The sequence below is a fragment of the Actinophytocola oryzae genome (assembly GCF_004364325.1).
In the GTDB taxonomy this organism is placed as follows: domain Bacteria; phylum Actinomycetota; class Actinomycetes; order Mycobacteriales; family Pseudonocardiaceae; genus Actinophytocola; species Actinophytocola oryzae.
This window is the reverse complement of record NZ_SOCP01000010.1, coordinates 362,775-376,197: the sequence shown is the minus strand read 5'-3', so window position 1 is coordinate 376,197 and position 13,423 is coordinate 362,775. Positions and strand designations below refer to the sequence as shown.

Sequence of the window (13,423 nt, the reverse complement as noted above, 5' to 3'; positions counted from 1 at the left end):
GTCGCCGCTGGTATCACAGCCTGCGTCTTTGCCTTGTCAGCCATCGATGCACTACCCTCCACTTAGGACAGTTACACCGTTATTCTTACACCCCCTACCGGGTTTGGTGGAGACTGGATTAGCTGGTTTCCATGGTTGTGGTGACTGGTTGGGTCATCGCGTGTAGTGCTTCGTACTCGGCGGGTGGGAGGTGGCCGAGTTCGCCGTGCAGGCGTCGGTTGTTGTACCAGTCGATGTACTCGACGGTGGCGATCTCGAGGTTGTCGATGCCGCGCCACGGCCCCTTGTTGCGGACGAGTTTGAGCTTCCCCCCGGATTGTGGAGGACTCCTCTATGCGGCTCGGTTGGCCGCACTGGTCTCGTAGTCGATCGGGGATTGCATGCCACAGGAACTGTGGCGCCGCCGCCGATTGTAGAAGTCGACGACCCATTTCACAATAGTTTGTTGTGCTTCTTTCCGGGTTTTGAAGTGATGACGGGAGAGCACTTCGTGTTCCAGGGTGGAGAAGAACGATTCAGCCGCGGCGTTATCGAAACACGACCCGGTCCGACCCATCGACTGCCGAATGCCGAGCTTGTCGCAAAGCACGGTGAAATCGTGCGCGGTGTAGGTACCGGATTCAACTGGTGGTCGCAACACCAGCTTTATTGTTGTGAGAGTAGCAGTTCGTTCAGTGCTTCGGCTGGTGTCTTCCAGTTGAGTGACTTGCGTGGTCTGCTGGGGACCGAACGAGGTGGCGCTCCTCCGCGACCTCACCCCCGGACAGACACTCGACAACTTCCCGAAGCACATGCGCCCCCAGGTCGTCGTGGACTGGAAGCGGGCCGTGTCGATGGAGCGACTGGTCAGGCTGTCCGAACAACAGGCACGCACCGCGCTGACGAACACTTTCGACCCCATGGCGGAGCTCGTCGGCGCCTGAGGGCGTCGGTTGGTTGTTCATTCTCCTGTAACCGAGTACTGGTGGTAGTTGTTCTCGGCAGATTGTGTGGTTTGAGGGTCACCCGACTAGGGAGGTTCTCTTGCCTGGGTTGTCCGTTTCTCGTCGGTCTGTGCTGCTTGGCGGGGTTGCCGCCATCGGAGTAGGTGGCCTCGCCGCCTCCTCCATGCCTGCCTGGGCCACCACACCCGGTGCCGGTCACCAGCCGCTGCCCGCCAATCCCTTCACGCTCGGTGTCGCGTCCGGCGATCCCTGGGCCGACTCCGTCGTCCTCTGGACCCGTCTCGCGCTCGACCCGGTCGCCGACACCGGTCTCGGTGGGATGCCACAGCAGCGGATCCCCGTGCAGTGGCAGGTCGCGACCGACGAGCGGTTCCGGCACGTCGTCCGCGGTGGCACCGTCACCGCGAGCCAGGACAGCGCCCACTCCGTCCACGTCGAGGTCGGCGGCCTCCGGCCAGGCCGCGAGTACTACTACCGCTTCCGCACCCAGGGCCACCTCTCGCCGACCGGGCGCACGCTGACCACCCCGCCCCGGGGCTCCATGCGGGCCCTCACCATGTGCTTCGCCTCCTGCTCGCACTTCGGGGAGGGCTACTTCACCGCCTACCGGCGCATGGCGGAAGACCGGCCCGACCTCATGCTCCACCTCGGCGACTACCAGTACGAGTACGCGACCAAGGCCACCGACGTCCGCGTCGTCGCAGGCCCGGAGACCCGCACGCTCGCCAACTACCGGCAGCGCCACGCCCAGTACAAGACGGACCCCGACCTGCAGCTCGCCCACGCCACCTCGCCGTGGCTGGTGGTCTGGGACGACCACGAGACCGAGAACAACTGGGCCGACGAGGTCCCCGAGCAGCCCGATCCCGCCTTCCTCGACCGCCGGGCCGCCGCGTTCCAGGCCTACTACGAGAACATGCCGCTTCGCCGCTCCGCCAGGCCGAAGGGCATCGACATGCGGCTCTACCGGCGGTTCGCGTGGGGCGACCTCGCCACGTTCCACATGCTCGACACCCGCCAGTACCGCGACGACCAGGCCTGCGGTGACGGGACGAAGATCGACTGCGCCGAGCGGCTCGACCCGGACCGGACGATCACCGGCGTCGAGCAGGAGCGGTGGATCATGGACGGCTTCCGCCACTCCCGTGCCCGCTGGGACATCCTCGGCCAGCAGGTCTTCTTCTCCCAGCGCGACCTCACCGCAGGCCCCCAGCAGGGGTTCTCCATGGACGGCTGGGACGGCTACCGCGCCAACCGCGACCGCATCGCCGCCGCTCTCGGGCACGTGCGCAACGGCGTCGTGCTCACCGGCGACGTGCACCGGCACTGGGCAGGCGACATCAAGGCCGATGCCGACCAGCCCGACTCGGCCAGCGTGGGGGTCGAGCTGGTCGCCACGTCGGTCACCAGCACGGGGGACGGCGACGAGAGCACCAACGCCACCCAGCTCGCCGAGAATCCGCATCTCAAGTTCTACAAGAACCGGCGTGGCTATGTGCGAACGACGTTCTCCGCCCGCGAGATGCGTGCCGATTTCCAGGTGCTGCCGTACGTCACCACGCCCGACGCGCCGGTCGCCACGGCTGCCAGTTTTGTCGCGGAAGACCGGGTTTCCACATTGCATTCGGCCTAGCGGGATTTGTTAACTAACTAGGCCATCTGCTCGGCATTGACTCACATGGGCAGGCGGCACCAGACTGCTGGGGTCGCCTGCCCTGGAGGCTGCCCATGTCCAGAAACACCTTCCGTTCCGTTCTCGTCGCGAGTGCCGCGGTCGGCCTCGCCGCAGGGGTGGCCACCGTGCCCGCCGGCGCCGCGCCCCCACCCACCAGACAGGCGGCCTTCGCCGCCGCGGCCGCCGAGTTCGGGGTGCCGGAGAGCGTGCTGCTGGGGGTGTCCTATCTGGAGTCCCGCTGGAACACCAACGGCGGGACACCGAGCACCAGCGCCGGTTACGGGCCCATGCACCTCACCGATGTCGTCGCGGCCAACGCGGGCGCCGGGACGCACCACGACGACGGGCTCGAGGACGCGCGCGGGGACTCCGCCCGCCCCGCCCTGCTGCCCCACCAGGCTCAGCCCGACGACGTGTCGTCACCGTCGCTGCGGACCGTCGACGTGGCCGCTCGGCTGACCGGGGTGGACACCGCCACGCTGCGGTCCGACCCCGTGCAGAACATCCGGGGCGGCGCCGCGCTGCTCGCCGACTACCAGCGCGCCCTCGGCGTCCCCGGCTCGGCGCCCGCCGACTGGTACGGGGCCGTCGCCCGCTACAGCGGCGCGCAGGACACCGGGTCGGCGAGCGCGTTCGCCAACGAGGTGTTCGCGACCATCAACGAGGGTGTCGACCGGGTCACCGACGACGGGCAGCGGGTGCGGTTGGCGCCGACCGCCGTCTCGCCGAACACCGGACAGGTCAACCGTCTGGGGCTTCGGACCACTCGTGCGGGTGAAGCCGAGTGCCCGGCGTCGCTGGGGTGCGAGTGGCTCCCCGCGCCCTACGAGCAGTACGGCCCCGGCTCCACCGACTACGGCAACCACGACCTCGGCAACCGGCCCGGTGCGCAGAAGATCGACTACATCGTCATCCACGACACCGAGGGCAGCTACGCCACCACGCTGAACCAGATCCAGGACCCGACCTACGTGAGCTGGAACTACACGCTGCGGTCCTCGGACGGGCACATCGCCCAGCACGTCAAGGCGAAGGACGTCGCCTGGCACGCCGGCAACTGGTACATCAACGCGAAGGCCATCGGGCTCGAGCACGAGGGGTTCGCCGCACAGGGGACGTGGTTCACCGAGGCGCTGTACCGGACCTCGGCCAAGCTCGTCGGCTACCTGGCCGCGAAGTACGGGGTTCCGCTGGACCGCCAGCACATCCTCGGCCACGACAACGTGCCGGGCACCCTGCCCTCGACCGTCCGCGGCATGCACTGGGACCCGGGCCCCTACTGGGACTGGGCGCACTACTTCGACCTGCTGCACGCGCCGTTCCGCTCGACGGGGACTCCGTTGACCGGGCTCGTGACCGTGCGGCCGAACTACGAGAAGAACACGCTGCCGTTCATCGGTTGCGACGCTGCCGGCCAGCCGTGCCCCGCTCGGGGGTCCACATCCGTGGTACTGCGGACGGAACCGCGTGACGACGCGCCGCAGCTCGTCGACCTCGGACTCCACCCGGACGGGACACCGGGCACGATGGTCGTGTCCGACCACTCGTCGCGGGCCGAGACCGGTCAGACGTTCGCGATCGCCGAGCGGCGGGCCGGCTGGGTCGCCGTCTGGTACCTCGGGCAGAAGGGCTGGTTCCACTCTGCCGACGCGATCTGGTCGCTCGGATTCGTTGCCACGCCGAAGAAGGGGCGCGACAGCATCCCGGTGTACGGGCGGGCGTATCCCGAGGCCGCGGCGTACCCCGCCGGAATCCCCGTGCAGGCGGTGACCCCGCTGCAGTACTCGTTGCTCGCCGGACAGGAGTACGCCGTCGGTGCGATCACCTCGTCGGAGTACTACTGGGCGGTTACCTACGACGCGTCCAACCACACGGTGGTGCGTGGGCAGATGAAGTACCTCGAGGTCCAGTTCGGACACCGGGTCGCGTTCGTGAACCTCGACGACGTGGACGTCCGACTGTCGTTCCTGTAGGGGCGGCCTCCGGCCCCCGGTTCAACTCTACCGGGGGCCACCGACAATCCGGGCCTCTCGCCGGGGCAGCTGTGGACAACCACGTGGGCGTCCTTCATCTTTGCGGGAAAGCCTCGCGCCCATCAACGGTTACCTCAGGGGAACGCGACGGCACCGGGCCACAATCCATCTCGCCAACCGCACCTACGCCGGAACGCAACCAACACATAGAAGTGGGGGGAGGCGGGCTAGTCCGCCAGTGACACCGGCACCTCGAACGGTGGGCGGCTCGTCCCCGTGATGCGGTAGCGGCCCCAGGTGTCCGGATCGGACAGTGTGCCCCTCGCCTCGCCGTGCGGGGTTCTCAGCAGCGCTTCCGGCTTGCGGGTGCCCGCGGGGAGCGACGGGTGCGGCTGGATTCGGCCGTACCAGTGGTAGCGGCCGTCCACCGGTTCGAAGTTGCCCCTCAGCACCACGTCCACCGTCAGCGACGTGCCGTCCAGGATGAGGGTCGCCGGACCCGTGTAGCCGTCCTCGTCGCTCATGGCCACTATGTTACCGGAAGTAACACGTTTCGTAGAGCGTCCCGGAGCGTGGGGTGGACGAAGCGGAAGCCGCTGGTCAGCAGGCGGTTCGGTACCACCCTGGCGCTCGCGAGCAGGACCTCCTCCACCAGACCCGCACCGAAGAACCGGCGGAGCAGGAACGGCGGCAGCGCCAGCACACGGGGACGTCTCAACACGGATGCCAGCGTGTCGGCGTACTCCCGGTTCATCACCGGGGTCGGGGCCACGACGTTCACCGGACCCGCAATCCGCGCGTCGAGCACGTGCAGGACCGCCCTGGCCGCGTCCTGCAGGCCGACCCAGCTCACCCACTGGCTGCCCCGGCCCATCCGGAATCCCAGCCCCAGGCGGAAAGCGGGTAGCAGCACGGCCAGCGCTCCGGCCTCTGTGGACTGGAGCACGCCGAACCTCGGGTACACCACGCGCAGGCCCGCGGCCGCCGCCGGGGCCGCCGCGGCCTCCATCTCCTGGTACACCGACGCCAGGAACCCTTGTCCCGGTTGGCTTTCCTCCGTCAGCTCCACCGCACCCCGTGAGCCGTAGAAGCCCGTCGCCGACGCGCACAGCATCACGCGGGGCCCGTCGGACATGCCGGCCAGCGCGGTCGCCAGCAGCCTCGTACCCACCACTCTGGACTCGCGGATCGCCTCTCGCTGGTGGGAGGTCCACCTGCCGACCAGCGTCTCCCCCACGAGGTGGACGAGAGCGTCGACCCCGCGCAGGCGCTCGGTGTCGACCTCGGGGTACCAGAGCACCTCGTCGTAGGACTCGGGTCGTCGTCTGACCAGCCGCACGACCTGGTGTCCCTCGGCCATCAGGTGGCGGACCAGTGCGTTGCCCAGCAAGCCGCTGGTGCCGGAGACGGCGACCTTCATCCGAAGAGGGTACGGGTCAGACGGACACGATGCTGACAGGCAGGCCAGGACTCGCCGAGAGGTCCAATGCGGACGGAGAGACCCCCGCCGCCACGAGATGCGCGCCGAGTGCCGCGATCATCGCGCCGTTGTCCGTGCACAGGCGGGGTTTCGGCACCCGGAGCTCGATGCCTGCCTCGGCACAGCGCTCACGGGCCAAAGCGGACAGTCGCGAGTTCGCCGCGACCCCACCGGACACGACCATCGTGCCGATGCCCAGCTCCGTCGCCGCGCGCACGGCCTTTGCGGTGAGTACGTCCGCCACCGCCTCCTGGAACGACGCGGCCACGTCGTCCACCGGCAGGTCGTCGTGGGTCTCCACCCAGCGGGCGACCGCGGTCTTCAACCCGGAGAAGGAGAAGTCGTACGGCGCGTCCCTCGGGCCGGTCAGACCACGGGGGAAGCGGATGGCGTCCGGGTTGCCCCGGCGGGCCGCCTTGTCGATCGGCGGACCACCCGGGTAGGGCAGGCCGAGGATCCTCGCGACCTTGTCGTACGCCTCGCCTGCCGCGTCGTCGATGGTCGAGCCGACCTCGGTGATCTTCGTGGCCAGGTCGTCGACCCGCAGGAGCTGCGTGTGGCCGCCGGACACCAGCAGCGCCAGGCAGGGCGCGGGCAGCGGGCCGTGCTCCAGCGTGTCCGCGGCGACGTGACCGGGCAGGTGGTTCGCCCCGTACAGCGGTACGCCGAGCGCCGCCGAGTACGCCTTCGCCGCGGAGACACCCACCAGCAGCGCACCCGCGAGACCGGGTCCGCACGTCACCGCGATGGCGTCCACATCGGACAGTTCGAGCTCGGCCGTCGCGAACGCGCGGGTCACCGACGGCACCAGCGCCTCGAGGTGCGCCCGCGACGCGACCTCAGGCACCACACCGCCGAACCGGGCGTGCTGCTCCACACTGGACGCGACCTCGTCCGCCAGGAGTGTGAGCGAGCCGTCCGACTCCAGTCGGACGATGCCGATGCCGGTCTCGTCACAGGAGCTCTCGATACCAAGGATGATCGTCACGTCGCCTCCTCCGCGACTCTGGCGGGGCGCGCCATGGTGTACGCGTCGGCGCCGGAGGGCCAGTAGTACCGACGGCGGAAACCTATCCGGGTGAAACCGTGTGCCTCGTACAGGCCGATGGCCGCCGCGTTGTCCGTGCGGACCTCGAGATAGACGGGCGCGGCGGACTCGTCGGCGCGGGCGAGCAGCGCCTCCAGCAGTGCCCGCCCGATGCCCTTGCCCTGCCATGCGGGGTCGACACCGATCGTGTGAACACTGGCCTCGGCGTCCCCCGGACGACCACGCACCGACAGCCCCGCGTAGCCGACCAGTCCGCCATCCGTGTATGCCCCTACGTAATGGTGTCCGGCCGTCAGCTCCGCCAGAAAGGCCGACTCTCGCCACGGATCGTCACCGGGGAACAAAATTGTCTCGAGTTCGGCGCAACGGGCCAGGTCCGTTCGGCGCAGTGGTGCCAGCCGGAAGGTCATGGCGTGGTCACCCGTTTGCGCGCCCCGGGCACCTCGGCGTCCGGGCGGCGGAGGTACAGCGGCGCGAACGGGCCGGGTCTGGCGCCGCCGACGACCGCGGCACGTGCCACCCGGGCGAGGCCCAACGGGGTCGGGAACTCGCGTCCCGTGTGGGTCAGCCCCAGGTCGTACAGCGTGGCCCCGTTACCGGCAACCCGATCAAGGCCAAGATCCGGTAAACGGTCCACGACCGTCGTGGGCTTGTCCACCGACGGTCCCACGACCCTGGTCCCGGCGGCGTCGTAGGCCGCCCAGTACACCTCCTTGCGCCGGGCGTCGGAGGCGACGAGCAGGGGCCCGCCCTCGACGGCCGCGATGGCGTCGAGGGTGCACACCGGGTAGACCGGCTTCGCGAGCGCGTGACCGAGGGCCGCTGCCGTTGCCATGCCCGCACGCAGGCCGGTGAAGGGTCCCGGCCCGATCCCGCACACGATCGCGTCGACGTCGGCCAGCGTGCGGCCGGCGTCCGACAGCGCCGCCAGGATGTGCGGGGTCAGCAGCTCGCCATGGGCCTTCGCGTCCACCGTGACGCACTCGGCGAGAACCGTCATCTCCGAGGTGTCCACGACGCCGGCGGTGACCGCGGGCGTCGCGGTGTCGACCGCAAGTACCAGCACGACGGTCAAGCGTAGTTGCGCCAGCGCTCCAGCACTTCGGGGAGGTCGGTCAGGCGCTGGATCACGGCGTCCGGCTCGACGTCGACGGGCACCCGCTGGTGCGGGGGGATGTCGCTGTGCGGGACGAAGACCGCCCGCATGCCGACCGACTTGGCGCCCGAGACGTCGTCGTAGAGCCGGTCACCGACGTACACGCAGTCCGCCGGGTCGTCGACGCCGACCGCGCGCATCGCGGCCAGGAACGCCTCGGCGTGCGGTTTCGTGTACTCCAGGTCGGAGCTCCACACGAGCGCGTCGAACAGGTGCAACACGCCGTCGCGGTCCAGCACCTCCTCGTGCCACTCCTTCGGCCACGGCGTCGAGGACAGCACACCGAGGCGCAGGCCCTTCGCCTTCAGCGCCTCGGCGGTGGGCAGGACGTCGGGATCCGTCCTGGTCGACGGGTCCCAGAACGTGCGATAGGCGGCCATGCCGACGTCGTGCATCGGCGCGTTCGCCGCCGCGAGCACCTGGGCGATGGTGAATGCCTTGTGGCGGTCCCGCGCGACGCTCCAGTGCAGCTCCTCCGCGTCCACGATGGCCCTCGCGACCGTCGCGGCCATGGCGGGGTCGTTGGGGTGGAGGTGGTCGGCGTAGCTACGCCATGCGGCCAAGTAGTCGATCGGGTACCAGGGGGTGAGAGTGCCACCCCAGTCGAAGATCACCGCACGCATGCACTCCAGAGTACGTTCAAACGCCAGGCCAGCGGTTTTCCCATTTGCCTGACGGGGTGACCTCCACCAAACGCCGGTCATCGTCACAGCGAGTAATCGTGACGAGGAGGTAATCGGCCGAAAGGCGGTCTCCGGCGTCACCCCATTCGATGACGACGGCGGCCTCGATCAGCTCCGTGTCGAGATCCAGATCATCCAACTGGGCAAGATCATCACCCAGTCGGTAGGCATCGACGTGGACGAGCGGAATGCCCCTCCCGCCGGGTGCGGGCCGGTGCTCGCGGGCGATGACGAACGTGGGCGAGCTGACCCGGCCGAGCACGCCGAGCCCCTCCGCGATGCCCTTCGCCAGTACCGTCTTGCCGGCGCCGAGCGGGCCGGACAGGAGCACCAGGTCGCCGGCCTCCAGGAGCGACCCGATCTCGCGACCGAACCGCAGTGTGTCGTTCTCCGTGGGCAGTTCCACCGTCATCCTCGTCGCCACCATCGGCGCGGGCCGTTGTCGCGGCCGTACGCGCACTGCTGCAGGAGCATCACCAGGTGGTCGTTCACCAGCTGGGGTTGCTCGACCATCACCATGTGCCCCGCCCCGTGCACCCGCACCAGCTCGGCGTCCGGCAGCTCGAACGCGATGCGCTCGGCGTGCGAGAACGCCGTCATCCGGTCCTCGTCGCCGCTCAGGACCAGCACACGCGTGTGCTTGAGCCCGGCGAGCGCGGCGTACCGGTTGTGCGTGCCCAGGGTCTCGATGAAGTCTGCCAGGACGCGGACCGGGTTCGCGTCGAGCATCTCCATCGTGAAGTCGACGATCTCCGGCGGGACGTCCCGGCCGCCGAACGCGAGTGAGCGCACGGCCCGCCGCGTCAGCCCGCCGCCCGCGGCGCGGACGAACTCGACCACGCCGGGCCGCCAGTCGGCCAGCCTGCCGAGGTTGCGGGTCACGGGGTTGTAGCGGGACAGCAGCGGGCGCGGCAGGCCGCGTTTGCCGACCTCGCCCGCGGACGTGCCGATCAGCGCGACGCCCCAGATCCGGTCCTCGAACAGCTGTGGCGCCAGCTCGGCGAGGGCCATGATCGTCATGCCGCCCATGGAGTGCCCGACGAGCACGACCGGGCCGTCGACCGTGGTGAGCACCTCGGCGAGGTCGCGGCCGAGCTGGTCGATGGTGCTGGACTGCTCGTTGGCGCGGCCGGAGCGGCCGTGACTGCGCTGGTCGTAGAGGACCTGGCGCACCCGAGGTTCGGTGAGTCTGGACAGTGCCCTGCGCTGGAAGTGCCAGCTGCGGCGGTCGAGGGCGAAGCCGTGCACGAACACGACCGTGAGTTCCGGTCTGCCGCCGTCGGCCGGGTCGACCTCCTCGACCGACAGCTCGATGCCGTCCTCGGTGATCACCGTGTACTCGCGGTCGGGACGCAGCTCGCCGAGCCCGTCACCGGCCGGGGGGTGCCTGCGGTTGCGGGCCACGCCGACCGCGACGGCCGTACCGGCAATGCCGACGGCGATGGCCGTGCCGACGAGCGCACCGACCTTCTTGGACACCGTCACGCCGCTCCCTCGCAGGCTCCACTCATCGGTAGCTCCGCGCGACGCGCGGCCGGTACATGCCGGTGACGATCTCGTAGTCGATGGTGCCGAGCGTGTCGGCCCACTCCCTGGCGGTCGGCTCGCCGAGGTGGCCGTCGCCGAAGAGGACGACCTCCTCGCCCTCGCGGATCTCGTCGTCGCCGCAGTCGATGACGATCTGGTCCATGCAGACGCGGCCGACGATCGGACGCCGCCTGCCCGCCAGCCAGACGTCCATGCGGTTGGACAGTGCGCGGGGGACGCCGTCCGCGTAGCCGACCGGGACGAGCGCGAGGGTGGTGTCCCTCGTGGATGTCCAGGTGTGACCGTACGAGACGGACTCACCGGCCGGAAGCCGCTTGGTGAGGGCCACGCTCGACCGGAACGTCATGGCCGGGCGGAGGTCTTCGTTCTGTGGCAACGGGTTCAGCCCGTACATGGCGATGCCGACCCGGACCATGTCGAAATGGAGGTCGGGCCGGTCCAGCGTCGCGGCCGAGTTGGCGAGGTGGCGCATGGGGTGCAGACCCGCGTCCCGCGCGATGTCGTAGGCGTGGCGGAAGCGCTCGGCCTGGCGGTCGGTGGCGGGGTGGCCGGGCTCGTCGGCGCAGGCGAGGTGCGACCAGACGGCGATGACCTCGACGCGGCCGTCGGTCTGTGCCTTCGCGGCGCTGTCGACGAGCTCGGGCCAGTCGTGGGGCTGGCAGCCGTTGCGGGACAGGCCGGTGTCGATCTTGAGGTGGACCCTGGCCGGTTTTCCCGTCCGCTGGGCACTGCGCGCGATGTCGGCCAACTCGCGGACACTCGACGCGGAGAGGTCGATGCCGGCCTCGATACCGGCGGCGAGGTCGGTCTCCGGGACGTCGAGCCAGCTCATGATGCGGGCCTCGATACCGGCGGCGCGGAGGTCGAGGGCCTCGGCGAGGGAGCAGGAGCCGAGCCAGGTGGCGCCTGCCTCGAGGGCCGCTTGGGCGACGGGTAGGGCACCGTGGCCGTAGCCGTCGGCCTTGACCACGGCCATGGTCGCGGAGCCGGGCGCACGCGCGGCGAGCAGGGTGACGTTGTGCCGGATGGCGTCGAGTTCGACAACCACCTCGGCGCGGGGACGCTGATCAGGCATGACACGCCCATGGTCCCACAGCGGGGCGACCGCTATGCCCAGAAGGTGCCTGTCTGGATCCCTGCAAGCGCATGAGTGTCCCGTTCACTCGACCTCACCGGCGAAAGTTGTCCACAGCCCAACGCTGACCAGGGCTTTTGTCATTGCCCCCTAGTAGACTGGCGTGGCGGGGTGCCCCCGGGATCGGGTGGGGGCTGCCCGAGGTGACCATCTGCGTTGGCGTTGATCAAGAGTCGGCAGGGCTTCGTTGACCTGCGGTGACGTGACTTCACGTTGCGCGCAGCCAGTGTTACGAAGGGGCCCTTCGTAACGCTGGGCGTACCGAAGGCGCCCTTCGTAACACTGGGCGTACCGAAGGCGCCCTTCAGTACGCCGCCACCGCCGACCGGGCCGCGCGGATCGCGCCGGGGATCGCCTCCAGGATTCGGGACGCCGGGGTCGGGACGCCGGTTTCCTCGTCCGCGGTCGCGGAGGCGTCGGCGGTCGCGGCCAGTTCGCCGGCTCGGACGTGGGCCCACGCCGCGCAGCCTGCCGCCAGCCACGGGTCCAGGCCCGTGGCCAGCAGCGCGCCCACCAGGCCCGTCAGCACGTCACCGGAACCCGCGGTCGCCAGCCACGACGACGTCGCCGGGTTCACCAGCGTGCGGCCGTCCGGAGCTGCGACCACCGTCGCGTTGCCCTTCAGCAGCACCACGCTGTCCAGGCGTTTCGCCAGCTCCCGGGCCGCGGCCACGCGGTCCGCCCCCAGTTTGATCCCCAGCGGCTCGGCGATGCGGGCGAACTCCCTGTCATGCGGCGTCAGCACCACCGGGGCATCCGGGTCACGCGCGTCCCACAGCGCCGGGTTCGCGGCCAGCAGCGTGATGCCGTCCGCGTCCACGCAGGTCGGGACCGCCTCGTGCAGAACTGCGGCCAGGATCGACCGGCCCGCCTGCCCCGTGCCGAGACCCGGGCCGACGACCCACGCCTGCACACGACCCGCGTCCTCGACGTTGCCCGTCGCGACCAGTTCCGGCCACCGCCCCCGGACCACGTCGGCCGCATAGCCCGCGTACCGGACCATGCCGGACGTCGCCAGCACCGCGGCCCCGCTCGACAGGACCGCCGCGCCCGGGTAGTTGGCCGAGCCCGCGGCGATGCCCGTCACACCCTGCGTGTACTTGTCGTCCCGCGGCCCCGGCACCCGCCAGGCGTAGCCGACGTCATCGGGCTCCAGCACGATCAGGTCCGGGTCCGGCAGCTCCGGTCCGAGGCCGATGTCGACCAGGCGGACTTCGCCGCAGTGCGTGGTGTTGAGGACGTGCACCGGCTTGCGTGCGCCGAACGTCACCGTCACAGCCGCCCGTACCGCCGGGCCGTCGACCGCGCCCGTGTCCGGATCCACGCCGCTCGGCAGGTCGACGGCCACGATCGGGACCTCGACCTGCTCGACCAGCGCCGCAGCCGCCGGGCGGAGCGGGCCGTGCGCCTGCAGGCCCACGATGCCGTCGACCACCAGGTCCGGGTCGTCGAGCGTCTCCGAGACGCGACCGCCCGCCCTGCGCAGCGCGGCCAGTCCGGCGGCGTGCGCGCGGTCCGGATTCAGCAGCACGGCCGTCACCGCGACCGAGCGGCGGCGCAGGAACACACCGGCCCACAGCGCGTCGCCGCCGTTGTTGCCCGCCCCGACCAGCAGCGTCACACGCCTGCCCGCCGTGCCGCCGGTTCGTTCTCGCAGCAGGTCCAGGACCGCCGTGGCCAGGCCGAACGCGGCCTTGCGCATGAGCGCGCCGTCCGGCGTCCGTGCCAGGAGCCGGTCCTCCGCGGTCCTGATCTGCGTGGTCGTCCACACGCCGAGCACG

Annotated in this window: 14 protein-coding genes and 1 pseudogene; 3 read left to right on the top strand and 12 right to left on the bottom strand. The window is 70.1% G+C overall.

All coding sequences use genetic code 11. From position 1 onward, the window contains the following. Positions 1-118 precede the first annotated feature (118 nt). Positions 119-283: pseudogene (locus CLV71_RS50705) on the bottom strand (IS3 family transposase); the annotation flags it as partial. Between the two features lie 48 nt (positions 284-331). Next, on the bottom strand, positions 332-640 hold the full coding sequence (locus CLV71_RS47960; RefSeq protein ID WP_166664276.1) for an integrase core domain-containing protein: 309 nt from the start codon (positions 638-640) through the stop codon (positions 332-334). A 70-nt stretch (positions 641-710) separates the two neighbouring features. Between CLV71_RS47960 and CLV71_RS47955 the strand changes: the two genes are divergently transcribed. From CLV71_RS47955 to CLV71_RS27245, 3 genes are all read left to right on the top strand, one after another. Further along, positions 711-923: a hypothetical protein gene (locus CLV71_RS47955; RefSeq protein ID WP_166664275.1), complete on the top strand. Its 213-nt coding sequence runs from the start codon at positions 711-713 to the stop codon at positions 921-923. 184 nt (positions 924-1,107) lie between these two features. Further along, positions 1,108-2,577: an alkaline phosphatase D family protein gene (locus CLV71_RS27250; protein ID WP_208297772.1), complete on the top strand. Its 1,470-nt coding sequence runs from the start codon at positions 1,108-1,110 to the stop codon at positions 2,575-2,577. Between the two features lie 95 nt (positions 2,578-2,672). After that, positions 2,673-4,592 carry an N-acetylmuramoyl-L-alanine amidase gene (locus CLV71_RS27245; protein WP_133905680.1) on the top strand — a complete coding sequence of 640 codons (1,920 nt, stop codon included), beginning with the start codon at positions 2,673-2,675 and terminating at the stop codon, positions 4,590-4,592. Between the two features lie 227 nt (positions 4,593-4,819). Here CLV71_RS27245 and CLV71_RS27240 read toward each other — a convergent pair whose 3' ends face one another. From CLV71_RS27240 to CLV71_RS27195, 10 genes are all read right to left on the bottom strand, one after another. After that, positions 4,820-5,116: a DUF4873 domain-containing protein gene (locus tag CLV71_RS27240; RefSeq protein WP_133905679.1), complete on the bottom strand. Its 297-nt coding sequence runs from the start codon at positions 5,114-5,116 to the stop codon at positions 4,820-4,822. A 5-nt stretch (positions 5,117-5,121) separates the two neighbouring features. Continuing rightward, positions 5,122-6,012, bottom strand: a complete 891-nt coding sequence (locus tag CLV71_RS27235; protein ID WP_133905678.1) for a TIGR01777 family oxidoreductase — start codon at positions 6,010-6,012, stop codon at positions 5,122-5,124. Between the two features lie 16 nt (positions 6,013-6,028). After that, complete coding sequence (tsaD, locus tag CLV71_RS27230; protein ID WP_133905677.1) at positions 6,029-7,060, bottom strand: tRNA (adenosine(37)-N6)-threonylcarbamoyltransferase complex transferase subunit TsaD; 1,032 nt, start codon at positions 7,058-7,060, stop codon at positions 6,029-6,031. After that, positions 7,057-7,530 (bottom strand): ribosomal protein S18-alanine N-acetyltransferase, encoded by a 474-nt coding sequence (gene rimI / locus CLV71_RS27225; RefSeq protein WP_133905676.1) that lies wholly within the window; start codon positions 7,528-7,530, stop codon positions 7,057-7,059. The genes tsaD and rimI overlap by 4 nt, the downstream gene beginning before the upstream one ends. Next, the gene (gene tsaB / locus CLV71_RS27220; RefSeq protein WP_133905675.1) at positions 7,527-8,186 is read right to left on the bottom strand and encodes a tRNA (adenosine(37)-N6)-threonylcarbamoyltransferase complex dimerization subunit type 1 TsaB; all 660 of its coding nucleotides are present in this window, start codon (positions 8,184-8,186) and stop codon (positions 7,527-7,529) included. The genes rimI and tsaB overlap by 4 nt, the downstream gene beginning before the upstream one ends. A 5-nt stretch (positions 8,187-8,191) precedes the next feature. Further along, the gene (locus CLV71_RS27215) at positions 8,192-8,899 is read right to left on the bottom strand and encodes an HAD family hydrolase (protein WP_133905674.1); all 708 of its coding nucleotides are present in this window, start codon (positions 8,897-8,899) and stop codon (positions 8,192-8,194) included. A gap of 16 nt (positions 8,900-8,915) precedes the next feature. Further along, positions 8,916-9,371 (bottom strand): tRNA (adenosine(37)-N6)-threonylcarbamoyltransferase complex ATPase subunit type 1 TsaE, encoded by a 456-nt coding sequence (tsaE, locus tag CLV71_RS27210; protein WP_133905673.1) that lies wholly within the window; start codon positions 9,369-9,371, stop codon positions 8,916-8,918. After that, a complete protein-coding gene (locus CLV71_RS27205; RefSeq protein WP_133905672.1) occupies positions 9,368-10,444 on the bottom strand; it encodes an alpha/beta fold hydrolase in 1,077 nt (358 codons plus the stop codon). The genes tsaE and CLV71_RS27205 overlap by 4 nt, the downstream gene beginning before the upstream one ends. 22 nt (positions 10,445-10,466) lie before the next feature. Next, a complete protein-coding gene (alr, locus tag CLV71_RS27200) occupies positions 10,467-11,582 on the bottom strand; it encodes an alanine racemase (RefSeq protein ID WP_133905671.1) in 1,116 nt (371 codons plus the stop codon). A 364-nt stretch (positions 11,583-11,946) separates the two neighbouring features. After that, entirely contained in the window at positions 11,947-13,422 is a 1,476-nt protein-coding gene (locus CLV71_RS27195) for an NAD(P)H-hydrate dehydratase (protein WP_133905670.1), read from the bottom strand. Between the last annotated feature and the right edge of the window lies 1 nt (position 13,423).